The organism is Mycobacterium sp. URHB0021 (assembly GCF_054057895.1).
Map to the genome: position 1 here is coordinate 6,628,006 of NZ_JBSRZT010000002.1, position 22,498 is coordinate 6,650,503.

The 22,498-nt window shown below is 66.8% G+C and carries 17 protein-coding genes and 5 pseudogenes; 5 read left to right on the top strand and 17 right to left on the bottom strand.

Annotated elements, in window-relative coordinates:
• Positions 1-2: 2 nt before the first annotated feature.
• Positions 3-421, bottom strand: a pseudogene (locus ACVWWN_RS34690) (organic hydroperoxide resistance protein).
• A gap of 298 nt (positions 422-719) precedes the next feature.
• Between ACVWWN_RS34690 and ACVWWN_RS34695 the strand changes: the two are divergent.
• Positions 720-1,948 (top strand): annotated as a pseudogene (locus ACVWWN_RS34695) (IS110 family RNA-guided transposase).
• Here ACVWWN_RS34695 and ACVWWN_RS34700 read toward each other — a convergent pair.
• From ACVWWN_RS34700 to ACVWWN_RS34725, 6 genes and pseudogenes are all read right to left on the bottom strand, one after another.
• Positions 1,900-2,299, bottom strand: a pseudogene (locus ACVWWN_RS34700) (MarR family winged helix-turn-helix transcriptional regulator). The pseudogenes ACVWWN_RS34695 and ACVWWN_RS34700 overlap by 49 nt on opposite strands.
• Positions 2,292-3,866 (bottom strand): DNA polymerase Y family protein, encoded by a 1,575-nt coding sequence (locus tag ACVWWN_RS34705; RefSeq protein WP_457147891.1) that lies wholly within the window; start codon positions 3,864-3,866, stop codon positions 2,292-2,294. Before ACVWWN_RS34705 ends, ACVWWN_RS34700 begins: the two are co-directional and overlap by 8 nt.
• A gap of 3 nt (positions 3,867-3,869) precedes the next feature.
• Positions 3,870-4,583 (bottom strand): hypothetical protein, encoded by a 714-nt coding sequence (locus tag ACVWWN_RS34710; protein WP_457147892.1) that lies wholly within the window; start codon positions 4,581-4,583, stop codon positions 3,870-3,872.
• 135 nt (positions 4,584-4,718) lie between these two features.
• Positions 4,719-6,287, bottom strand: coding sequence for a glutamine-hydrolyzing GMP synthase (gene guaA, locus ACVWWN_RS34715; protein WP_457147893.1), 1,569 nt, complete (start codon positions 6,285-6,287; stop codon positions 4,719-4,721).
• A gap of 49 nt (positions 6,288-6,336) precedes the next feature.
• Positions 6,337-6,723, bottom strand: a pseudogene (locus ACVWWN_RS34720) (DUF2752 domain-containing protein).
• A gap of 28 nt (positions 6,724-6,751) precedes the next feature.
• Positions 6,752-7,057, bottom strand: a pseudogene (locus tag ACVWWN_RS34725) (CD225/dispanin family protein).
• Positions 7,058-7,249: 192 nt separating this feature from the next.
• On the opposite strand from ACVWWN_RS34725, the gene ACVWWN_RS34730 reads away from it, so the two are divergent.
• The gene (locus tag ACVWWN_RS34730; RefSeq protein ID WP_457149395.1) at positions 7,250-8,011 is read left to right on the top strand and encodes a beta-phosphoglucomutase family hydrolase; all 762 of its coding nucleotides are present in this window, start codon (positions 7,250-7,252) and stop codon (positions 8,009-8,011) included.
• The gene (locus ACVWWN_RS34735; protein WP_457147894.1) at positions 8,008-10,362 is read left to right on the top strand and encodes a glycoside hydrolase family 65 protein; all 2,355 of its coding nucleotides are present in this window, start codon (positions 8,008-8,010) and stop codon (positions 10,360-10,362) included. Before ACVWWN_RS34730 ends, ACVWWN_RS34735 begins: the two co-directional genes overlap by 4 nt.
• A 111-nt stretch (positions 10,363-10,473) precedes the next feature.
• Here ACVWWN_RS34735 and phoU read toward each other — a convergent pair whose 3' ends face one another.
• From phoU to guaB, 5 genes are all read right to left on the bottom strand, one after another.
• Complete coding sequence (phoU, locus tag ACVWWN_RS34740) at positions 10,474-11,133, bottom strand: phosphate signaling complex protein PhoU (RefSeq protein ID WP_457147895.1); 660 nt, start codon at positions 11,131-11,133, stop codon at positions 10,474-10,476.
• Between the two features lie 77 nt (positions 11,134-11,210).
• Complete coding sequence (locus tag ACVWWN_RS34745) at positions 11,211-12,947, bottom strand: GMC oxidoreductase (protein ID WP_457147896.1); 1,737 nt, start codon at positions 12,945-12,947, stop codon at positions 11,211-11,213.
• A gap of 79 nt (positions 12,948-13,026) precedes the next feature.
• On the bottom strand, positions 13,027-14,007 hold the full coding sequence (locus tag ACVWWN_RS34750) for an aldo/keto reductase (protein ID WP_457147897.1): 981 nt from the start codon (positions 14,005-14,007) through the stop codon (positions 13,027-13,029).
• A 91-nt stretch (positions 14,008-14,098) separates the two neighbouring features.
• Positions 14,099-15,238 (bottom strand): GuaB3 family IMP dehydrogenase-related protein, encoded by a 1,140-nt coding sequence (locus tag ACVWWN_RS34755; protein WP_457149396.1) that lies wholly within the window; start codon positions 15,236-15,238, stop codon positions 14,099-14,101.
• Positions 15,239-15,263: 25 nt separating this feature from the next.
• On the bottom strand, positions 15,264-16,805 hold the full coding sequence (gene guaB / locus ACVWWN_RS34760; RefSeq protein ID WP_457147898.1) for an IMP dehydrogenase: 1,542 nt from the start codon (positions 16,803-16,805) through the stop codon (positions 15,264-15,266).
• Positions 16,806-16,974: 169 nt separating this feature from the next.
• On the opposite strand from guaB, the gene ACVWWN_RS34765 reads away from it, so the two are divergent.
• Entirely contained in the window at positions 16,975-17,379 is a 405-nt protein-coding gene (locus tag ACVWWN_RS34765) for a DUF5319 domain-containing protein (protein WP_071026514.1), read from the top strand.
• Between the two features lie 24 nt (positions 17,380-17,403).
• On the opposite strand, the gene ACVWWN_RS34770 is transcribed toward ACVWWN_RS34765, so the two are convergent.
• The 3 genes from ACVWWN_RS34770 to ACVWWN_RS34780 all read right to left on the bottom strand — a co-directional run bounded on the left by ACVWWN_RS34770 (position 17,404) and on the right by ACVWWN_RS34780 (position 20,175).
• Entirely contained in the window at positions 17,404-18,678 is a 1,275-nt protein-coding gene (locus tag ACVWWN_RS34770) for an anti-sigma-D factor RsdA (protein ID WP_457147899.1), read from the bottom strand.
• On the bottom strand, positions 18,671-19,249 hold the full coding sequence (locus ACVWWN_RS34775) for a sigma-70 family RNA polymerase sigma factor (protein WP_457147900.1): 579 nt from the start codon (positions 19,247-19,249) through the stop codon (positions 18,671-18,673). Before ACVWWN_RS34775 ends, ACVWWN_RS34770 begins: the two co-directional genes overlap by 8 nt.
• An 89-nt stretch (positions 19,250-19,338) precedes the next feature.
• Positions 19,339-20,175: a hypothetical protein gene (locus tag ACVWWN_RS34780; protein WP_457147901.1), complete on the bottom strand. Its 837-nt coding sequence runs from the start codon at positions 20,173-20,175 to the stop codon at positions 19,339-19,341.
• Between the two features lie 427 nt (positions 20,176-20,602).
• Here ACVWWN_RS34780 and ACVWWN_RS34785 point away from each other — a divergent pair, with 427 nt between their 5' ends.
• Complete coding sequence (locus ACVWWN_RS34785; protein ID WP_457147902.1) at positions 20,603-20,893, top strand: WhiB family transcriptional regulator; 291 nt, start codon at positions 20,603-20,605, stop codon at positions 20,891-20,893.
• A gap of 101 nt (positions 20,894-20,994) precedes the next feature.
• On the opposite strand, the gene ACVWWN_RS34790 is transcribed toward ACVWWN_RS34785, so the two are convergent.
• Complete coding sequence (locus ACVWWN_RS34790) at positions 20,995-21,735, bottom strand: B3/B4 domain-containing protein (RefSeq protein WP_457147903.1); 741 nt, start codon at positions 21,733-21,735, stop codon at positions 20,995-20,997.
• Positions 21,736-21,871: 136 nt separating this feature from the next.
• Complete coding sequence (locus ACVWWN_RS34795) at positions 21,872-22,489, bottom strand: GNAT family N-acetyltransferase (protein WP_457147904.1); 618 nt, start codon at positions 22,487-22,489, stop codon at positions 21,872-21,874.
• Positions 22,490-22,498: the final 9 nt, after the last annotated feature.

Consider the following 22,498-nt stretch of genomic DNA (forward strand, 5'->3'; position numbering starts at 1 on the left):
GTTCAGTCGTCGGTGACGACCAGCTTGACCTCATATTGCCCCGGGTGGCGTTGGAGTAGGGACACACGTGGTGTGCCTTCTCGGCCAGTTGCTGTGCGGTGTCGTGGTCGAGGTTGGGCATGGCGATCTCTAGCTCGACCGCCAGGCCGAAATCGCCATCGTCGACCTGCCCGAGCGAAACACGTTCGCCCAACGGAATCCGTTACATCGGCCTTCTCTTGGCGGCCGACCAGGCGCAGTGCCGAATGGAAGCAGGCGGCATATCCGATCGCGAAAAGCTGCTCGGGTTTGGTGCCGTTGCCGCTGCCGCCCATACCCTTGGGAATGGCGAGGTCGAGGGCGAGCCTGCCATCGAACTACGGCCGTGACCGTCGCGTCCTTCGCCGGAGGCCAGGGCCTCGGCGGTATAGAGCGTCTTCACACGGATGTCTAATCGTTTAGTAGGGATGGGTTATCCGGCGGTGGTAACCGGGGCCTGTTCCTTGCGGGGACTGCCGCCAGGTGATGCCTGGGGTTTCCCGACGCGAGACGACCGCAGGGTTGACTTCCCGACAGTTGTTCCCGAGCCTTGAGCTCTTCGACAGAACGAGGTCCTGTGGTGTGGTGGAGTCACGGACGGCTAGTGAGATGACGGACCCAAGAGTCCCACGATTAGGGCGCCGCCTGAGTCCACCGGCAACGGCATAACCATCGATCGAAGGAGGGATGAAACCTTGGGCTTGTTTTGTGGAATCGATTGGGCCACTGAACATGACGATGTCGCCGTTGTCGATGACGACGGGCGCGTGGTGGCCCGCCGACGGGTCCGCAACGACGCTGCCGGGTTCGCGGCTCTGTTGAGGCTGCTGGCCGAGGCCGGCGACACCGCTAAGCATCCGATCCCGGTGGGTATCGAAACCGACCGCGGGTTGTGGGTGGGCGCCCTGCGCGAAACCGGCCGGGTGATCTATCCGATCAACCCGCTGGCGGCCTCGCGGTATCGGGCCCGGTATGCGGCGTCGGGGGCCAAATCCGATGCCACCGACGCGGTGCTGTTGGCCAACATCATCCGCACCGACCCCGGCGCGCACCGGCCGCTGCCCGCCGACACCGAGCTGGCTCAGGCCATCCGGGTGTGGGCCCGTGCCCAGCAAGACGCGGTGTGGGCGCGCCAACAGGTCGGCAACCAGGTCCGCGACGACCTGCTCAAAGACTTCTACCCAGCTGCACTGGTCGCGTTCGCCGGGCTGCCCGAGGGTGGGCTGGCCCGCGCCGACGCGCGCACCATCCTGACCGCTGCCCCCACCCCGGCGCAGGCGGCCAAGCTGACCCCCCCGCGGCTGCGCCGGCTGCTGGTCAAGGCTGGCCGCCGTCGTCACCTCGACCGCGACGTCGAGCGCCTGCGAGAGGTGTTCACCGACACCTACCTGCACCAACCGCCAGTGGTCGAAAACGCGATGGGTATCCAGCTGAGTCCGTTGCTGCGTCAGTTCGAGGCCGCGGCCACCGCTGCCGACGAGCTGGCCGAGGCGGCGATCGCCCATTTTGACCAACACCCGGACGCCCAGATCATCACCAGCTTCCCCGGCCTCGGGATGTTGGCCGGCGCCCGGGTCTTGGCCGAGATCGGCGATGACCGATCCCGCTTCGCCGATGCCCGCGGGCTCAAAGCATTCGCGGGTCCGCACCGATCACCCGCGCCAGCGGCAGGAAAATCATTGTGCTGCAGCGCCATATTAAAAACCGGCGCCTGGCCGCCGTCGGCCCGATCTGGGCGCTGGCATCGCTGCGTGCCTCGTCGGGCGCCCGTCGCCACTTCGACGCCCGCCGCGCGGCCGGAGACTGGAACCACCAAGCACAACGAAACCTGTTCAACAAATTCCTCGGCCAGCTTCATCACTGCCTGCAAACCGGCCAGCTCTATAACGAACACCGGGCGTTTCCACCTCCTCTCCCGCTCGCGGCTTGACTTCTCACTTCGTGAGATGTCTTTCGTAGTGATGCGTTGAGCGCATCGGTGAGGTCACGGACCGCATCACGCAGGTCCGCAGCGTCTCGTTCTGTCATGCCGGTCGTCATCAGGTGAGCGTTCGCGCTGGACAAATCCGTTGGCCTCCAAGCGCTTCAGCAATGGCGACAGCCTGCCGGAGTCGAGCTGCAGGCGCTCACCGAGCCGGCCGACGGTGATGCACCGCTCTTCCCACAGCACCAGCATCATCAGATACTGCGGGTAGGTCAGGTTCATCTCGGTCGGAATCGGCCGGTAGGCCGCCGTCATCGCGCGAGACGCCGAGTAGAACAATCGATCTCTTCTACTCATAAATCCCTTCGACGTACCACCTCCGCTGGCGGTAGCACAGCAGCAGCGCCGTCGCCGGGTCACCATCGAGCAGCACCTGCGTCCGGGCGGTGCGGCCGGCCTTGGGTTGTTCGGGATCCCACCAGCGCTCGTCGACCGGCCATGGCCCGGTCCACCAGGACAACCGGTCCTCCCGGCCGGGACCGGTCAGCAGCCACGGGTCGGCCGAGAACAACCCCCGGGAAGTCACCCGCACGGGATTACCGTCGGCATCAAACAACTCGACCGGGTCGTCCAGCAGTACCGTCGGCGACGGCTCCGGTAGTTGCCCCGGCCAGGGCTGACCAGGATCGGCCCGCGGGACCAGCTCATCGCCCAGCGGTGTGAGGGTGATGCGTTCGGCAGGCCCACGGCCCCCGCTGAGCACAGGCACCTGTACCGCCTCCGGTCCGAGAAGGCCCTGGATCCGCACCAGCGCACGGCGGGCGCGCAATCGATCCTCTTCACCGATTCCGCCCCACAACGGCAGTTGCAACGCCTCGGCCGACACCGCCTCCACCGGGCGCAGGCGAATCACGGTGACAGCCGCGGTGGGCCGGTCGCTCCGATTGCGTCTGTTGAGCCAGCCGTCCAGCTGCCAGCGCACCCGGTCCGCGGTGGCATCCTCGGTCAGCGGTTCCGCGCAACGCCAAACCCGCTCCAGCTCTTCACCGTTGGCGGTGACGGCGTGAATGGCCAATCGGGTGCATCCAACCCCCGACGCCTCGAGGGTGCGGTGCAAGGTGCTGGCCAGCGACCGTCCCGCGAATGCCGCGGCGTCCACCCGGTCGATGGGCGGGTCGCAGTTCATGACGGCATCGAGCTCAGCCGGCGGCTCACGTCCCGACGGGCCGCGAGCGGGCTCGCCACAAGCGAACCGGTGCGCAACCACCGCTTCGGCCCCGAACCGTGAGGCCACATCGCTTCGCGTCAGTGCAGCGAATTGGCCGATGTTGCGGATACCCATGCGCCACAGCAGGTCCGCCAGCTCCTCGCGGCCGGCTGCGGCCAGGCTCGGTTCGGTGGCCAGTTGCCGGATCGACAGCGCGGACAAAAACAGCGCATCCTTGCCGGGCTCCACGATCCGACCGGCTCGGGCGGCGAAGACGGCCGTCGACAGTTGGTCGGCGATCCCGACCTGGCATTCGGCCCCGGCCGCAGCCACCGCGTCGACCAGTCGCTCAGCGGCGGCCTGCTCGGATCCGAAGTAACGTGCCGCCCCGCGAACCGCCAGGACCAGCAGACCGGGCCGCAGCACCTCGGCCCTGGGTACCAGGTCGTCCACCGCGGCGGTCACATCTTCGAAATGGCGGGCATCCCGCGCGGGGTCGGCCGTGACGACATGCAGTTCGGGGCATCGTGCCTGTGATTCCCTGCGGCGCAGGCCGCGTCGCACACCGGCCGCCCTGGCCGACGCCGAACAGGCGATGACCCGGTTGGCCAGCGTAACCGCCACCGGGGCCGTCGGCGGCAGGCCCGAGGCCGCCAGCGCTGCGACCGCGGGCCAGTCCATGCACCAAATCGCCAGCACCCGCGACGAGCCAGCCATCTCTCACCCGCCTACGGCACGGGCGGCGCCGAAGGACCGGCCCCTGGCACGCATGGTCAGCCGCACCCGGCTGATCCGGCCACAGCCCGGAACGGGCGCACTGTCACCGGCGCCGGTCACCTCGTAGCCACAGACCCTGGCCTCCAGCCGAGCGGACGCCCCCTGCCAGTCACCATTGGTGACCAGCAGGGTGCAGCCCCTCTGCCGGGCACGGGCCACCACCGCTCGCGCCCGGGTGGCAGGCACCGACCGACCACCAAGGCCGAGTACCACCAGATCCATGCCATCCATCAGCACGGCCGCCACCTCGACCGGATCGGCTCCGGGTTCGGGAATGAGCGCGATCCTGCTCAGATCCGCTCCCATTTCCACGGCCGCCAACAGGCCGACATCGGGCTGGCCGACGATCGCGGCGTGCCCGCCCTCGGCCGTCACCGCCGCCACCATGCTCAGCGGCAGCGACCGGGCGCCCGACAGCACAGCGACCGTGCCGCGCGGCAACGAGGTGGGGAGCGATTCGGCCTGGGGGTACCACCCGGGAGACACTTCAGGCATCGGCAGCAAAGATTCCGAAGCCGGCAGCAGATCGGCGGACGGGTCGCGGCCACGATGTCCGTCGCCCACCTTGCCGGAGACCGCCGCAATCTTCTGTCGAAGGTGTTCTACCTGTTCAGCGTGGTTAAACCGGCGCTGACCCAGAGTGACCGCTGCCGTCACAGCAGTACCTCCCGCACCATCAGAATCATCCTGGGTTCGAATGTATGTTCGATACTGCGAGTAAACACCCACCCACCGACACCGTCAAGCGGGCTTCGATGCGGCACGCCGGGCCCGGCTCGACCTAAAGAGGCGCTATTCCCACTCGATGGTGCCGGGCGGCTTGCTGGTGACATCCAGCACCACGCGGTTGACCTCGGGAACCTCGTTGGTGATGCGGGTGGAGATGCGTTCGAGCACCTCGTAGGGCACCCGCGTCCAGTCCGCGGTCATGGCGTCCTCACTCGACACCGGTCGCAGCACGATCGGGTGGCCGTAGGTGCGGCCGTCGCCCTGCACACCCACAGACCGGATGTCGGCAAGCAGCACCACCGGGCACTGCCAGATCTGATTGTCCAGGCCCGCCGCGGTCAGTTCCTCGCGGGCGATCGCGTCTGCACGCCGCAGCGTGTCCAGTCGTTCCGCGGTGACCTCGCCGACGATCCGGATGCCGAGGCCGGGGCCGGGGAAAGGCTGGCGCGCAACGATTTCCTCGGGCAGGCCCAGCTCGCGGCCCACGGCGCGCACCTCATCCTTGAACAACAGCCGCAGCGGCTCCACGAGTCTGAACTTCAGATCGTCGGGCAGCCCACCGACATTGTGATGGCTCTTGATGTTCGCCGCGCCCGAGCCGCCGCCGGATTCGACGACGTCGGGATACAGGGTGCCCTGCACCAGGAACTCGACATCGGATTCGTCGGCGGCAGCGCCCTTTATGGTGTCTCGAACCGCCCCCTCGAACGCCCGGATGAACTCACGGCCGATGATCTTGCGCTTGCCCTCGGGGTTGGTGACCCCGGCCAGCGCCTCGAGAAACCGGTCGGCCACGTCGACGGTGACCAGGTTGGCGCCGGTGGCGGCGACGAAATCGCGTTGAACCTGGCCCCGCTCACCGGCGCGCAGCAGACCGTGATCGACGAACACGCAGGTCAACCGGTCACCGATGGCGCGCTGCACGAGAGCTGCCGCGACCGCCGAGTCCACGCCCCCCGACAGCCCACAGATCGCCCGGCCGTTGCCGATCTCCTGACGCACCTGTTCGACCAACGCGCCGGCGATGTTCGCGGGCGTCCACGTCGAGTCGATCCCCGCGAACTCGTGCAGAAACCGGCTGAGCACCTGCTGTCCGTGTGGGGTGTGCATCACCTCAGGGTGGTACTGCACCCCGGCCAGCCGACGAGCCCGGTCTTCGAACGCCGCAACCGGGGCGCCCGCACTCGTCGCGACCACGGCGAAACCCTCAGGGGCCGCGATCACCGCGTCCCCGTGGCTCATCCACACCGGCTGAGTGCCGGGTAGATCGGAATGTAGCTGTCCCCCATCCACTTTCAGTTCCGTTCGACCGTACTCGCTGGTTCCGGTACGGGCGACGGTGCCGCCGAGTGCCTGCGCCATCGCCTGGAACCCGTAGCAGATGCCGAACACCGGAACCCCCAGGTCGAACAGCGCGGGATCCAGTTGTGGAGCGCCATCGGTATACACACTGGCCGGACCACCGGACAGCACGATGGCCTGCGGGTCCTTGGCCTTGATCTCCTCGACGGTCGCGGTGTGCGGAACAACCTCTGAATACACCCGGGCTTCACGCACCCGTCGAGCGATCAGCTGCGCGTACTGCGCGCCGTAGTCGACTACCAATACAGGGCGGGGAGCTACAGATTCCACGTACACAGTCTAGTTCGCGTGGCGACAAACCCACCCTGTCGGCGTCACTTCAGACGTATAGAGCGGCGAACGGCTCAAACCCCAAGTTGCGCACCACAAACCCACATAAGGGTCAGGGCCAGAGCCACCGGGGCCGCCCACCGCAGGTGCTGCCAGCTTCGAATCCGCCTGCCACCAGCCGACCGTAGGTCCAGGCCCCGAACGCCCACAACATCAGCCCACCGCCGCCAGCCCCAGGGCGTTGTACCGCAGCGCTCCCGTCAGATCGAGGTGCAGTAGGGAGTTGATCATCCGCAGGCTGCCGCAGCCGGGGCAGTCGATGCCGAACAGCGCCTTCGTCGGACACACCGGGAGAATCCCCCCGGGCACCGCCGGATTGGCCAGCCAGACGACCGCGCACCCGCCGCCCGCCACCCGCGGCCACGACCAGTGGCATCGCAAGCGGTGAGCGAGACGAAAACGCATCACTTGTACGAGAATTGGCCGCCCATGACGGCGATGATGCCGTAGATGATGCCGACGATCACGCCGGCCACCGCTCCCCAGATCGCCCACTTCTTCGCATAATCGGACGCCTACTGCGCTTCGGCATAACGGCCGTGACCCCACAGCCCCGACACCTTGCTCGCCTGGATGATCGACACGATGCCCAAGGGCAGGCAACACAGCAGCGTAACCAGAATCCCCCATACCAAGTTGCTGTTGGGTTGCTGTGTGGGCATACCGCCACCGTGAGGGGCGCCGTAAGACGTGAGCGGCTGGTAGGTCATGGTGTGAAGTCCCTCTTCTATTAAGGGTGCCCCAGGTTGCGAGCCCCGGTGCCGGGCGAGCTCAATATAGAACACCGGTTTGCTGCATACTGCGCTATGCGGTTATCTCGATCACGCCTCGCCGTCGGCGCCCAAGTATGCCCACGATCCATAAGGGGCATGGTGGAGTAGAACCAACCGAGTGCTCCAGTGATGCGAAGCGGAGGTGTCGTCGTGCTTGGCCTGCCGGATCAGACCCGCGCCGTTCTGTTCGACCTCGATGGGGTCCTGACGGATACGGCGAGCGTGCACAAGAAGGCGTGGAAGGCCATGTTCGACGACTTCCTGCGCCGCAGGGCCGACCGGTCGGGCGAGGATTTCGTAGGGTTCGACGTCGACGCAGACTACCTCGACTACGTCGACGGCAAGAGGCGCGAGGACGGTGTCCGCTCGTTCCTCGCCAGTCGTGACATCAGACTGCCGGAGGGCGACCCGGGCGACGGCCCCGACACCGAGACGGTGTACGGACTCGGCAACCGCAAGAACGAAGCTTTCGTACAGACCCTGCACCGTGACGGGGTCAAGGTGTTCGACGGCTCGCGGCGCTACCTTCAGGCGACCCACGACGCCGGCCTTGGCGTCGCGGTGGTCTCCTCCAGCGCGAACACCAAGGAGGTGCTCGAACTGACCGGACTCGACAAGTTCGTCCAACACCGAGTGGACGGTGTGGTGATGCGTGACGAGAACATTGCCGGCAAGCCCGCTCCCGACTCCTTCCTGCGGGCCGCCGAGCTGGTCGGGGTCGAGCCTCCCGCGGCGGCCGTGTTCGAGGACGCCATCTCGGGCGTGATGGCGGGCCGAGCCGGACATTTCGGCGTCGTCGTCGGCGTCGACCGCGTCGGTCACGCAGAGGCGCTGCGCCGCAACGGCGCCGACATCGTGGTGACCGACCTCGCGGAGTTGTTGGCCAAATGATCACCGACGACAGCTTTCCCGTCGAACCCTGGCACGTCCGCGAAACCTCGCTCGATCTCGACCTTCTGGCGCAATCCGAGTCACTGTTCGCACTGTCGAACGGGCACATCGGCATGCGCGGGAATCTCGACGAGGGTGAGCCGCACGGCCTTCCCGGTACTTATCTCAACTCCTTCTACGAGACCCGCCCGCTGCCCTACGCCGAAGCCGGCTACGGCTATCCCGAGGACGGGCAGACCATCGTCGACGTCACCAACGGCAAGCTACTGCGCCTGCTCGTCGACGATGAACCGTTCGACGTGCGCTACGGCGAACTACTGGAGCACGAGCGGGTTCTGGATATGCGCGCCGGAACGCTGACGCGCACCGTCCAGTGGCGATCCCCGGCGGCCAAGCAGGTCAAGGTGGTGTCGACCCGGCTGGTATCGCTGAATCAGCGCGGCGTCGCCGCCATCGAGTACATAGTCGAGGCGATCGACGAATTCGTCCGCGCCACTGTGCAATCCGAGCTGGTCGCGAACGAGGACCAGCCGTCGATGTCGCCCGATCCCCGGGTCGCCGCCGCGCTGAAGAACCCGCTGAAAGCGATTCAGCACGAAAACACCGACCGCGGCGCGCTTCTCGTGCATCGGACCCGAGCCAGCAAGTTGATGATGGCTGCGGCGATGGACCACGACGTCGAGGTTCCCGGACGCGTGGAGGTCACCACCGAATCCGGGGACGACTGGGCGCGCACGACCGTCATCTGCGGTTTGCGCCCGGGACAACGTCTGCGGATCATCAAGTACCTTGCCTACGGTTGGTCCAGCCTGCGCTCGCGACCGGCCCTGCGTGATCAGGTGGCGGCCGCCCTCAGCGGCGCCCGCTACACCGGATGGGACGGACTTCTCGAGGGCCAGCGCGCATATCTGGACGACTTCTGGGACAGCGCCGACGTGGAGGTCGAAGGCGATCCCGATTGCCAGCAGGCGGTACGGTTCGGTCTGTTTCACGTACTGCAGGCCAGCGCGCGCGCCGAACGCCGCGCGATCGCAGGCAAGGGTCTGACCGGTACCGGCTATGACGGCCACGCGTTCTGGGACACCGAGGGTTTCGTGCTGCCGGTGCTGACCTACACGACGCCTCGGGCGGCGGCGGATGCGCTTCGGTGGCGGGCGTCGATCCTCGACATCGCCAAGGAACGGGCCGCCCAGCTCGATCTCGACGGCGCGGCCTACCCGTGGCGCACGATCCGCGGTGAGGAGTGCTCGGCCTATTGGCCGGCCGGCACCGCCGCATGGCACATCAACGCCGACATTGCGATGGCGTTCGAGCGGTACCGGATCGTGACCGGCGACAACTCGTTGGAGGATGAGTGCGGCCTGGCGGTGCTCGTCGAGACTGCCCGGCTGTGGCTCTCGCTCGGGCACCACGATCGGCACGGCGTATGGCACATCGACGGCGTCACCGGCCCCGACGAGTACACCGGAATCGTTCGGGACAACGTCTTCACCAACATGATGGCGGCCAATAATCTGCGCGCCGCCGCGGACGCCTGTGCACGGCTCGCCGATGCGGCGTACGCGATGGGTATCACGACGGAGGAAGCCGCCGCGTGGCGCGACGCAGCCGACGCCGCACACATCCCTTTCGATATCGAACTCGGTGTACATCCACAGTGCGAGGGCTTCACCACGCTTGCCGAATGGAACTTCTCCGCCAACACCACCTACCCGCTGTTGCTGAATGAGCCCTATGTGCGCCTGTACCCGGCGCAGGTGCTCAAACAGGCCGACCTCGTGCTGGCAATGCACTGGCAGAGCCATGCGTTCACCCCGGAACAAAAAGCCCACAACGTCGACTACTACGAAAGGCGCACCACCCGCGATTCATCGCTGTCCGCGTGCACGCAGGCCGTGATGTGCGCGGAGGTCGGCCACCTGGAACTGGCCCATGACTACACGTACGAGGCCGCCATGATCGACCTGCGCGACCTCCACCACAACACCCGCGACGGCCTGCACATGGCGTCGCTGGCGGGAGCCTGGACAGCACTGGTCGCCGGGTTCGGCGGCCTTCGTGATGACGAGGGCGTGCTGTCGCTCGATCCGCAGCTGCCCGAAGGCATTTCGCGGCTTCGATTCCGGTTGCGCTGGCGGGACTTCCGGCTGAAGGTCGATGTGACCCATGCCGACGTGACCTACAGCCTGCGGGACGGACCAGACGCCTGCCTGACGATCCGCCATGCCGGAAAGGACCTGGAGCTCAGCTCCAAAGACCCGTCGACGGTCGCGATCAAGAAACGCAATGCGCCGCTACCACCGCCACAGCAGCCCCCCGGTCGCGAGCCCGTCCGCCGTCGCCCCACCTGAGGACGCTCAACATGAGCACACCGGGCCACATGGCACCATCGACCTCGACGACGCTGCCGGCGCGCAGCAACTCGTGTGCGATGCCGACCCCGACGGCTGGTCGTGCGTACGTCAGGCCAGTTGCTTCTGATCGGGCAGGCCGCCGGTCACCTCGAAGATCACCCGTCGTCCGATCTCCACCGCATGGTCGGCGAAGCGTTCGTAGTAGCGCCCCAGCAGGGCGACGTCCACCGCCGAGCACACCCCATCCCGCCATTTGTGATCGATCAGCAGCGTGAACAGATGCCGGTGCTCGGCATCCACCGCGTCGTCTTCGGCGCGCAGGCGCCCCGCCTTGTCGGGGTCGCCGGTGAGCAGGACTTCCCGCGCAGTTCTGGCTAATTGCACTGCCCCGGAGCCCATTGCCGCGAAGCTGGCGCGGACGTCATCGGGCAATGCACACTCGGGATGCCTGAGTCGGGAAATCCTCGCGACATGCACCGCCAAGGCTCCCATCCGCTCGAGATCCGAGCTGATGTGGATCGAGCCGATCACTTTCCTCAGGTCCCCTGCCACGGGTTGTTGTAATGCGAGCAGTCTGATCGCGGTGGCCTCGGCCCGACGGTGATACTGCCCAATGTGCTCATGGTCGGCGATGACCTGTTCGGCCAAGGACAGATCCGCGCCGAGTAACGCCTGAGTGGCATGTTCCATTGCGTCGGCCGCCAGGCCGCACATCTCACCCAGCTGTGCGCACTGCGCTGATAACTGATCGTGATACGCGGTTCGCATGGCGCCAGCCTCCAGTTGCCAGGGATCGGTCGGTCCCGGGCGCACAGTACGTACCCACAAATGAGGAATGTAAACGTCTAACCCGCCGAGGTGACCGGTTCGATCGGCAACCGGCGCAGCGCCGCGGGCGCATCCTCGGGAACCACCGGATGCTTCGGCGCGATCGGGGAAAGGCGCTTATAGGGCTGGCCTTGCTCCGGCCGCTGATCGACCTCACCCTTGTTGGGCCACAGCGCGGCCGCGCGCTCGGCCTGTGCGGTGATCGAAAGCGACGGATTCACGCCCAGATTCGCCGAGACCGCCGCGCCGTCCATCACCGACAGCGTCGAATAGCCGTACACCCGCTGATAGGGATCGATCACGCCGGTCTGCGGGCTGTCGCCGATAGCGGCGCCGCCGAGGAAGTGCGCGGTGAGCGGGATGTTGAACAGCTCGCCCCACGTGCCGCCGGCGACGCCGTCGATCTTCTCGGCAATGCGCCGGGTGACCTCGTTGCCCGCAGGTATCCACGTGGGGTTCGGCTCGCCGTGGCCCTGCCTGCTGTCCAACATGCGGAAGCCGAATCTCGTCCTCCGCGTGAAGGTGGTGATCGAGTTGTCCAGGTGCTGCATGACCAGCGCGATCACCGTCCGCTCACTCCACCGCCGCGGATTGAGCAGCCGCAGCGTGCCCTTGGGGTCGGCTTCCGCGTTCTGGAACAGCTGCTTCCAGCGTGGCACGTCGGTGCCCTGAGGTCCCGCGCCATCCGTCATCAGGGTCTGCAACAGTCCCATTGCGTTCGAGCCCTTGCCGTAGCGAACCGGTTCGACGTGGGTGTCGCTGGTCGGGTGGATCGAGGACGTGATCGCCACCCCATGGGTCAGATCGAGGTCGTCGCGCACCTGCAGACGGCCCGCACCGACGATGGACTCCGAGTTGGTCCGGGTCAGCACGCCGAGTTTGTCGGACAGCTTCGGCAGCTTGCCCGCATCGCGCATCTTGAACATCAACTTCTGAGTGCCGTAGGTACCCGCAGCCAGGACGACGTAACGCGCGGTGAACGTGCGCCGCCGCCTGCGCAGCTTGCTACCGGTGCGCGCCGTGCGCACTTCCCATATGCCGTCGGCACGCTGTTCGAAGCCGTTCACCATGGTGAGCGGATGCACTTGTGCGCCAGCCGATTCCGCCAGCCCAAGGTAGTTCTTCACCAACGTGTTCTTGGCGCCGTAGCGGCACCCCGTCATACAGGAGCCGCATTCGATACAGCCGGTCCGCGCGGGCCCGGCACCACCGAAATAGGGGTCCGGCACCGTCTTACCGGCTTCCTTCTCGCCGCCGGACCCGAAAAACACGCCGACCGGCGTGGGGACGAAGGTGTCGCCGACGCCCATGTCGTCGGCGACTTCCTTCATGATCCGGTCGGCGTCGGTGAACGTCGGATTGGTGACGACCCCCAGCATCCGCTGCGCCTGGTCGTAGTGCGGCATCAGCTCGGAGCGCCAGTCGGTGATGTTCTTCCACTGCGGGTCGTTGAAGAACGGCTCCGGCGGCACGTACAGCGTGTTGGCATAGTTGAGCGATCCGCCGCCGACGCCGGCACCCGCCAGGATCATCACGTTGCGGAGCAGATGGATGCGCTGGATGCCATACATTCCGAACTGCGGCGCCCACAGGAACCTGCGCAGGTTCCACGAGGTCTTGGCGAACTCGTCGTCGGCGAACCGCCTGCCCGCCTCGAGCACCCCGACTCGGTAGCCCTTCTCGGTTAGCCGCAGGGCGCTTACGCTGCCGCCGAAGCCAGAACCGATGATCAGGACGTCATAGTCAGGTTCCATCGACTCAGTATCACCTTACTGGTCGGTAACTTGCTAGATAGGTGAGCCTAAATCCGATGGCTGGGTGGCGAGCCCTCGGTCAGAAGAATGTCGGGGTGCGGGGCAGGTACGGCCGCTCCAACTCGCCGATCTCGTCGGCGGTGAGCTCGATGTCCAGCGCCGCGACCGCGTCAGTCAGGTGATGGGGTTTGGTCGGACCGACGATCGGCGAGTCGACCTGCGGGTTCGTCAACACCCAGGCCATGCCGATCTGCGCCATCGACACATCGCGCGCGTTCGCGATGCGTTCGACCGAGTCGACGATCTTCTTATCGGTGTCGAGAAACAGCGGATTGCCGACCCAGTCGGTGTCGCGGCTGGTCTCTCCCCGGTGGGTCGTCCGCTCACCCCAGGGACGGGCGACCCGGCCGCCGGCGAGCGGACTCCACGGGATGCTGCCGACGCCCAGCGCGGCCAGCAGACCGAACATCTCGCGCTCTTCTTCCCGGTAGATGAGGCTGTACTGGTTCTGCATGGAGATGAACGGGGTCCAGCCGTTGCTTGCGGCGACATACTGCATGGTGGCGAACTGCCACGCCCACATCGATGAGGCACCGATGTAGCGCGCCTTCCCCGACTTCACGATGTCGTGCAGCGCTTCCATCGTTTCCTCGACCGGTACCTCCGGATCGAACCGGTGGATCTGGTAGAGGTCGACGTAGTCGGTGTCCAGCCGTCGCAGCGAGGCATCGACCTGCTCCAGGATGGCTTTGCGGGACAGACCGCCACCACCCGGGCCGGCATGCATTGGCGCAAACACCTTGGTGGCCAGCACGACGTCGTCGCGCTTGGTGTATTTCCGGATCGCGCGACCGACGATCTCTTCGGACGTGCCGGCTCCGTAGACGTTGGCGGTGTCCCAGAACGTGATGCCGGACTCGACGGCCCGGCGGAAGATCGGCTCGGCGCCCTCATCGTTCAACGTCCACGGAGTCACCTCGGTCGGCGCGCCAAAGCTCATGCACCCCAATGTGATTCGGCTGACTTTGAGGCCGGAGGACCCTAGCCGCGTGTAATCCATCGTGCGGATCTCCCTGTTCGTCGGAGGCTGACGGCGGCGCGATCACGCCGCCTCTGTCGTCAACGCTTCAGCCGGCCAGAGAAGTCCGGAATCAGACCGAGACGGTCAGACCGACCTTCTGGAATTCCTTGAGATCGCAGTAGCCGGCTTTGGCCATCGACCGGCGCAGGCCGCCTACCAGGTTCAGCGAACCGAACGGGTCATCGGACGGACCCGTCAACACCTGCTTCAACGACGGACGCTCACCGATCGCGACCTGCAGCAGCGCGCCCCGCGGCAACGACGGGTGCGCCGCCGCGGCGGGCCAGAACCAGCCGTCGCCCATTGCCTCTGCCGACGTGGCCAGCGGAGTACCCAACACCACCGCGTCGGCCCCGCACGCGATCGCCTTGGCCAGATCTCCGGAACTGTGGATATCGCCGTCGGCGAGCACGTGCACGTATCGGCCGCCGGTCTCATCGAGATACTCGCGGCGCGCGGCGGCAGCGTCCGCGATCGCAGTGGCCATCGGGACGCTGATGCCCAGCACCTCATCGCTTGTGGTCACACCGCTGGTGGAGCCGTAACCGACGATGACGCCGGCGGCGCCGGTGCGCATCAGGTGCAGCGCGGTGCGATGGTCGAGCACGCCACCGGCCACCACCGGGACGTCGAGTTCGGAGATGAACGTCTTGAGGTTCAGAGGTTCGCCGACCCCGTCATGATCCTTCGCGACACGTTCGGCCGAGATGATGGTGCCCTGGATGACCAGCAGGTCGATCCCCGCCGCCACCAGAGACGGTGTCAGCGCCTGGGCGTTCTGCGGACTGACGCGGACGGCCGTGGTCACCCCCGCGTCGCGGATGCGCGCCACCGCTGCACCCAGTAGATCGGGATCCAGCGGCGCCGAATGCAGTTGCTGCAACAGTCGGATCGCCGTCGAGGGTTCCGGCTCTTTCTCCGCAGCCTCGATGACCTGGGTGATCTTGTCTGCAACGTCGGCGTGCCTGCCGATCAGCCCTTCGCCATTGAGCACTCCGAGCCCGCCGAGACGGCCCAGTTCGATGGCGAACTCCGGCGAGACCAAGGCGTCAGTCGGGTGGGACACCACCGGGATCTCGAAGCGGTAGGCATCCATCTGCCAGGAGGTCGACACGTCCTGGGAGGACCGGGTACGACGCGACGGCACGATGTTGATGTCATCGAGTTCATAAGTGCGGCGGGCCGTCCTGCCCATGCCGATCTCGACCATGTCACGCATGAGATCTCCAGCCTTCCTAGTGGCTGTAGTAGTTCGGCGCTTCGACGGTCATCGTGATGTCGTGCGGATGGCTCTCCTTGAGCCCCGCCGCCGTGATCTGGACGAACTGCGCCTGCTGCAACTGCTCGATGGTGCTCGCGCCGGTGTATCCCATGGCCGCGCGCAGTCCGCCGGTCAGCTGATGGATGACCGTCGACAGCGGTCCGCGGAACGGCACCCGCCCCTCGATACCCTCCGGCACCAGCTTGTCTTCCGACAGCGCGTCGTCCTGGAAGTAGCGATCCTTCGAGTACGACTTCCCTCCGGCGCGGCCCTGCATCGCACCCAGCGACCCCATGCCGCGGTAGCTCTTGAACTGCTTGCCGTTGACGAAGATCAGGTCGCCCGGCGATTCGGCCGTACCGGCCAGCAGCGAGCCCAGCATGGCCGTCGACGCCCCGGCGGCAAGCGCTTTGGCGATGTCGCCGGAGTACTGCAGGCCGCCGTCGGCGATGACCGGAATGCCCTTCGGCGCGCAGGCGGCGACGGCCTCCAGGATTGCGGTGATCTGCGGTGCGCCGACGCCGGCGACCACGCGGGTGGTGCAGATCGAGCCCGGACCGACGCCGACTTTCACCGCATCGGCCCCGGCGTCGACCAGAGCCGCCGCGGCCGCGCGGGTAGCGACGTTTCCGCCGATCACGTCGACACGGTCGCTGACCGCCATTTTGACCCGGTGCACCATGTCCAGCACGCCACGGTTGTGTGCGTGCGCCGTGTCGATGATGAGCACGTCCACACCGGCGTCGACGAGTGTCATGGCCCGAGTCCACGCGTCGTCGCCGACACCGACCGCCGCGCCGACCAGCAGTCGGCCGTCGATGTCCTTGGTGGACAGCGGGAACTGTTCGGTTTTGACGAAATCCTTGACGGTGATCAGCCCGGTCAACGTGCCGTGCCCGTCGACGATCGGCAACTTCTCGATCTTGTGGCGGCGCAACAGCCCGAGTGCCGCCTCGGCGGAGACACCCTCCTTGGCGGTGATCAGCGGCGCCTTGGTCATCACCTCGGAAACCGGCTTGGACTGGTCGACCTCGAAGCGCATATCGCGGTTGGTGATGATGCCGACCAACGAGCCGGTGTCGTCCACGACGGGCAAGCCGGAGATGCGGAACCGCGCGCACATCGCGTCGACCTCGGCGAGGGTGTTGTCCGGCGAGCAGGTGACGGGATCGGTGACCATGCCGGCTTCCGACCGCTTGACCGTCTCGACCTGACCGGCCTGTTCGGCCACCGGCAGATTGCGGTGCAGCACGCCCATGCCGCCTGCGCGCGCCATCGCGATCGCCATCCGGGCTTCGGTCACGGTGTCCATCGCCGAGCTGACCAACGGCACCTTCAGCCGGATCCGCTTGGTGAGCTGGCTGGAGGTATCCGCTGTGGCGGGCACCACATCGGACGCGGCGGGCAGCAACAACACGTCGTCGAAGGTGAGACCCAGCATCGCGATCTTGGTCGGGTCATCGCCGCCGGTGAGAACCGGAACGGCGATGGGAATGTCGCTTTCAGCGATCGACATGGGTGGGGCCTTCCGTAACCAGACGCGGTCAAGCGCAGTCGCAGAGCTAGATACCTAATCTTATCGGCATCGACCTCGCAGTCTCAGTCCCACGCTGCGCGCTGGATACGCTGCTGGCACGCCGCTCAACGGCTGGCGCGATACCAGCACTGCTGCGTAATGTGGAGTCGTGCGCGATCACCTCCCACCGGGTTTGCCGCCTGATCCGTTCGCGGATGACCCGTGCGATCCTTCCGCGGCTCTCGACGCCATCGAGCCGGGCCAGCCGCTGGACCCGCAGGAACGGACGGCGGTCGAGGCTGATCTGGCCGATCTGGCGGTGTACGAAGCGCTGTTGGCGCATAAGGGTATTCGCGGCTTGGTGGTGTGCTGTGACGAATGCCAGCAGGACCACTATCACGACTGGGACATGCTGCGCGCGAACCTGCTGCAGCTGCTCGTAGACGGCACCGTACGCCCGCACGAGCCGGCCTACGATCCCGAGCCGGATGCCTACGTGACCTGGGATTACTGCCGCGGCTACGCCGACGCCTCACTCAACGAGGCGACGTCGGAGTCCGACGGATATCGCTGAGGGCTGAACTTCTCCCCCCGGCCGTCAGCCGGTCCCGCCCGCGTTGGGCGGCGGAACGACGATCGTTGTCGTGGCCGGCACGTTCACTGTCACCGAGCCTTGCGACGGCGGGCTTTCCGGGGCGCGTGAGCGCGATTTTTCGATGGCAGGGGCCTGCGCCGCTGCCGGCTCCTGCGGTGGCGTGACCGCCTGCCGGGGTGCCTGCGCAGATGGGACGGCAGTTGCGGGCGGAGCCGCAGGAGCCACCTCTTCCGGACTGTTCGCAATGGGCCCGCCACCGGCCGGCGCACCCGCCGCGGGCGCCCCCACCACCGTCGTGGTGGTCGTAGCCGTCTGCGGTGGAGCGGCTGCCGTGGTCGTCGTCGCGCTGGTCGCCGGTGCCGCGCTCGTGGTCGTCCCCGGGGTCGTGGTCGCAGGCGCCGGTTCCTGGGCAGCCGTCGTGGTCGTCGCGGCCGTCGGCGAAGTCGGTGATGTCCCAGCCGACGGTGACGTCGTAGTCGACGGTTCGGTTGGAGACGTTGAAGACGTTGAAGACGTCCCCGTCGACGACGTCGGGGTCGTCGGCGAAGTGGGCGACGTCGTCTCGGACGGCGACGTTGTCGTCTCAGACGGCGGCGTGCTGCTCTCCGAGGTGGTCGTCTCCGGAGCGACCACCGCGGGCAGATCCGGGAAGGTCGGCGCCGGCGCGCCGGGCGGCAGGGTGGCGCTCGCGTCCTGGCTGTCCACCTTGACCGTCAGCTCTTGCCACTGGGTGACCAGTTGCTCTTTCTGTTCGACATCGTTGACGGTCGCCACCGTGGTGGTGAGCGTCTGCAGCTTGTCCTGGGCGGCCTGCCACTGACCCTGGTCGATCAGCTGCTGAACTTCGGCGATCTGCTGGGAGGCCAGCATCACCGCGTCCTGCCGTGTCTGCGGCTGCTCGCCGAACAACATGGTGTGCACGCCGTAGAGCGGGTCACCCGGTCCCGCACCGGCGACAAGGGCGCCGAAGCCGCCCAGGCAGAGCACCGCCGCTGCGACGGATCCGACGACCGCGAACGACGTCCGGCTGCGCTTCCGCGACTCCACCGCACGCCGCAGCGCCACCGACGCGTCACGCGGCGTGCCGGGAGCCATCAGCGGCGGAGTGCGAATCTCGTCACGCCATCCGGCCAGCAGCTGTGCGAGTTCGGCCTCGCCGGGATCGGTGGAGTACACCGGCTGCTGCGACGCGAGCGCGTCGATGAACCGGTCCGCGCGGTTGATCTCATTGAGCGACGGGTCACCGCCGTTGGAATTCCAGCGTCCGAAGTCAGGCATGGTTGTGCCCCGTCGCGATGATTTCTGCCTTCAGCCGCGCCAGCGCACGGTGCTGCGCGACCCGGACCGCACCGGGCGTGCTGCCGACCGCCTCGGCCGTCTCCTCGGCACTCATGCCGACGACCACGCGCAGGATCAGGATCTCGCGCTGCTTCTCCGGCAGGACCTGCAGGAGTTTGGCCATCCGCGCCGACGATTCGGAATCGAGCGCCATCTGTTCCGGCCCCGCGTCGCCCGAGAATCGCTCCGGCACGACATCCATCGGCTCGGCGCGGTTCCGGCCTGCTGCGCGGTGCGCGTCAGCAACCTTGTGCGCGGCGATACCGTACACAAAGGCCAGGAACGGACGCCCCTGATCTTTGTAGCGCGGCAGCGCCGTGATGGCAGCCAAGCAAACCTCCTGTGCAACGTCATCTGCCGACAGACCGCTCCGCTCAGTCGTCCCTACTCTGGCTCGGCAGTACCGCACCACGATCGGACGAATGGTCTCCAGCACCTCTCGGAGCGCGTCCCGATTTCCCGCCACGGCTTCAGCAACGACAGCATCGAGATGTTCTCCCGAAAATGTCATCGTGGGCAGTCTCTCCAGCGTTACGAATGGGACTTATCCCGGCAGGGTTGCTCAGCTAAACGATAACGGTCGAAATGAGCCGGACCGGCTCACGCCACACGCCACACGCCGCCGCGTCGCCGCACGATATCGGCGGACTCGTCGCGGATCGTGACGACTTCGCCGGGCGAGAGCGCACTTCCGATGTCGTTCAGCAGGCAGGCTAACGCCCAGCGCAGCGGGACGATTCCCAGCCGCGCCGCGGCCTGCAGCGCAGCATCGGCCAGATGGCGGGACGACTCGACATCGCCCGCGCTGCACAGCGCCGCGGCCAACACGACATTCGACTTCAGGTCGTGCCGGGAAGAGCCGAGTGCCGCGGCCAGTTCGACGGCGCGCTCGGCGGTTCGGACCGCGGTTGCGCCCTCGCCGCGCGCCATCGCCAGTTCCGCCGACACCCAAGCCAGGCGCACAACCAGGCGGGGCGGCGCGTCGTCGGTGAGCAGGTCGCGGGCGCGCCCGAGCGCGGCCGCCGACGCCGCGAAGCGGCCGATGCCGAGCGCATCGGCGGCCAGGCCGATGAGCGCATCGACCCCAGCTTCGACATCCCCGTCCGCGAGCGCCCACGCTCGGCCGTCCCGGCCGCGGGCCTCGGCGTGCCGGCCCAGCTGGCGCAGGAACGAGGCGCCCGTGCTCGTCGCCAGCGAAACCAGTGGTCCGCCGTGAAGGAGGCGCCGCACACCGGCGAGGTCGGCCTCCGCACTGCTGTATCGCCCCTGCCCGCCGGCGACGACGGCGCGCAGCCACAGCTCCTCGGGCGTGGTCGCGGCGGGTAGCGGCCAGAGTCCCGGATTATCACCGAACGCGGCGTTGCGCAGCACGGCGACAGCGGTGTCGGGCAGGGTGCGGATGCGGCGAGAATACGGATCCGGGTCGATGGCGGTCATTTGTCGCGACGCTATCAATGGGCCGAGCAAATACCCGCGACCGGCGGTCCCACGTGTGGCGCCCCGCAAAATTCACATCGGTTAACAGCTGATGGTGGCGATGTTAATTCGATGTCAACCGGCCGGAAGGTACCGAAACCGACCGACGCGACACCGTTTGGTGCCAACAGCCAAAACCCAGAGGCGTCAGTCGGCGTTGACCTGCTCGTTACCACCGATCGCGTTGCCGGCGGGTCGCACCGATGAACGTGATGTAAATTCTCCGCCTGCGGTTATGTGGTTGAGCACATGTTCGGCTATTGACGGATTTTCCCGAGCCCCCCTAGTTTGTGTGCACGAGTAGTCATCGGCGACTTGTGCTCGGATCGGTTCCACAACTCACGCACTCCCGCGTGTCCGAAAAGGGTGTGTAGAGAGGGGTTTTCCAGTGCCACAGCCGCAGCAGCTACCAGGACCGAACGCCGATATCTGGGATTGGCAGATGCACGGCCTTTGTCGAGGCGTCGACTCTTCCGTGTTCTTCCACCCCGACGGCGAGCGCGGTCGGGCCCGTTCGCAGCGCGAGTTGCGCGCCAAGGAGATGTGCCGGAGTTGCCCGGTGATCACTCAATGCCGTTCGCATGCATTGGCCGTCGGCGAGCCCTACGGCATCTGGGGCGGCCTGTCCGAGTCCGAGCGCGAGATGCTGCTCAAGCGGGGCATCCGCCGCGCCTCCTGACATCAGAAATCCTTCGCGCGAGCGCGCCGGGAGCTCGAGGAGGCCCGACGCCAGCAAATCTCGGTGAGGCCTTCTCGGGGTATGCGGGCGAGGGCGGGATCTCAGTCCGCCGGCGCCGGAACCGCGTTGGCCGACAGCCGGCGCCGGGCGATGCGCACGTCGGGACCCAACCGACGCAGATGAGCGCTCAGGTCCTCGACAGCCGCATGTAACTCCGCATCGGTCATCGGGTCGAGAACGTCCATGATGAACAGCGCGGCTGTGGTGTCGTCACGCAGCTGGGTGCGCCGGGCCTGGCGCCAATTCCAGCGCCGGCAGGTCACCCCGGCGTCATCACTCCACACCACCTCGCCGGGGTCAGGGTGCTCGATCACCGCAGCGCCGTCGGCGGTCGTGTCGAAAGGTTCGGTACCCGTGGCCCGAATGAGCTGCGGCGCGCCCATGTACCGGGACAGATCTTCCCCACCCACCGGCAGCCGATGCAATACGGAGATTGCGTTGTAGACGTCCGTGAGCCGGTTGACCCGTGGCAGGCCCGCCTCGGCGCGGCGCATCAGGGATTCCACGCTGTTGCGGGTGCGTTGCGGTTTGGCGCCGAATGCCCGATAGGCCTCCCGCCACGCCGCAATATGCGGCAACTGATCCACTGGAGATTCGCGAAGAGCTTCCTGTACTGAGGATTCGGCTTTCTGCAGCAGCGCCTCGCCGGCCTGGTCGCTCGGTCCGGGCACGAATCCGCCGACGGCCAGAAGCAGGGCGCGGTAGTCGGGCCGCAGCTCGAACACCGCGGGATCGACCTGGGCTCCGGCCAGAAACGACTCGAGATCGGCTGGGTCGGTCATGGGCTGTCTCCGATCGCTGAGAGCACGGGCACAACGGCTCCTCATCATCATCTTGGTGAACTGGTATCGAATCGTCACTCGGTCCGGCGCACCGGCAGTATTACTGGAAGCCGCCAGCTCCAAGGGTTTTCGTCGGCTACCGAAGATTCGTTGCAGGTCGCCACATGGCGTAGATGGTCGGGGAATCCGCCACCGTCAGCTCACGCGTCGTTTGAAAACCATGGCGCTCGTATAGCCGCCGATTCTCTGGGCACGACGCCTCGAGATATGCCGATGCCTGGTCACGATCAGCCTGGGTGAGCACCGCCGCCAGCAACCGGGTACCGATACCGCGGCCCTGCGCTGACGGGTCCACCCCCATGAATGCCAGATACCAGCAGGCGTCCACCGGGTGGTTGTCGCCGATCATTTGGGAGAGTTGCGCCATCCGCGCAGAAGAGGCGTCGTCTCCGGCACTCTCCACCAGTTCACGACCGAAGGTCTCACCCTCTTCGTCGGCAACCAGCTGCTTGCCGGGCGGAACCCACAGCGCCGCGCCGGCTCCATCGCCCGCCGCGTACACCCCGCCGTGCGGCCAGCATGCATCGACGACGCGCGAATAGAAGAAGGTTGTGCTGCGGCGCCGCTGGGCATCGTCGGGAACCACCCACCGGTAAATCCGGTCATCGAAGAAGGCGCTGCACAATGCGGCGACGACCTGGGAGCGCTCGTCGGGTGTTGCACGATGCGCTTCCATCGCCTCTGCTGTTGTCATGGGACCTCC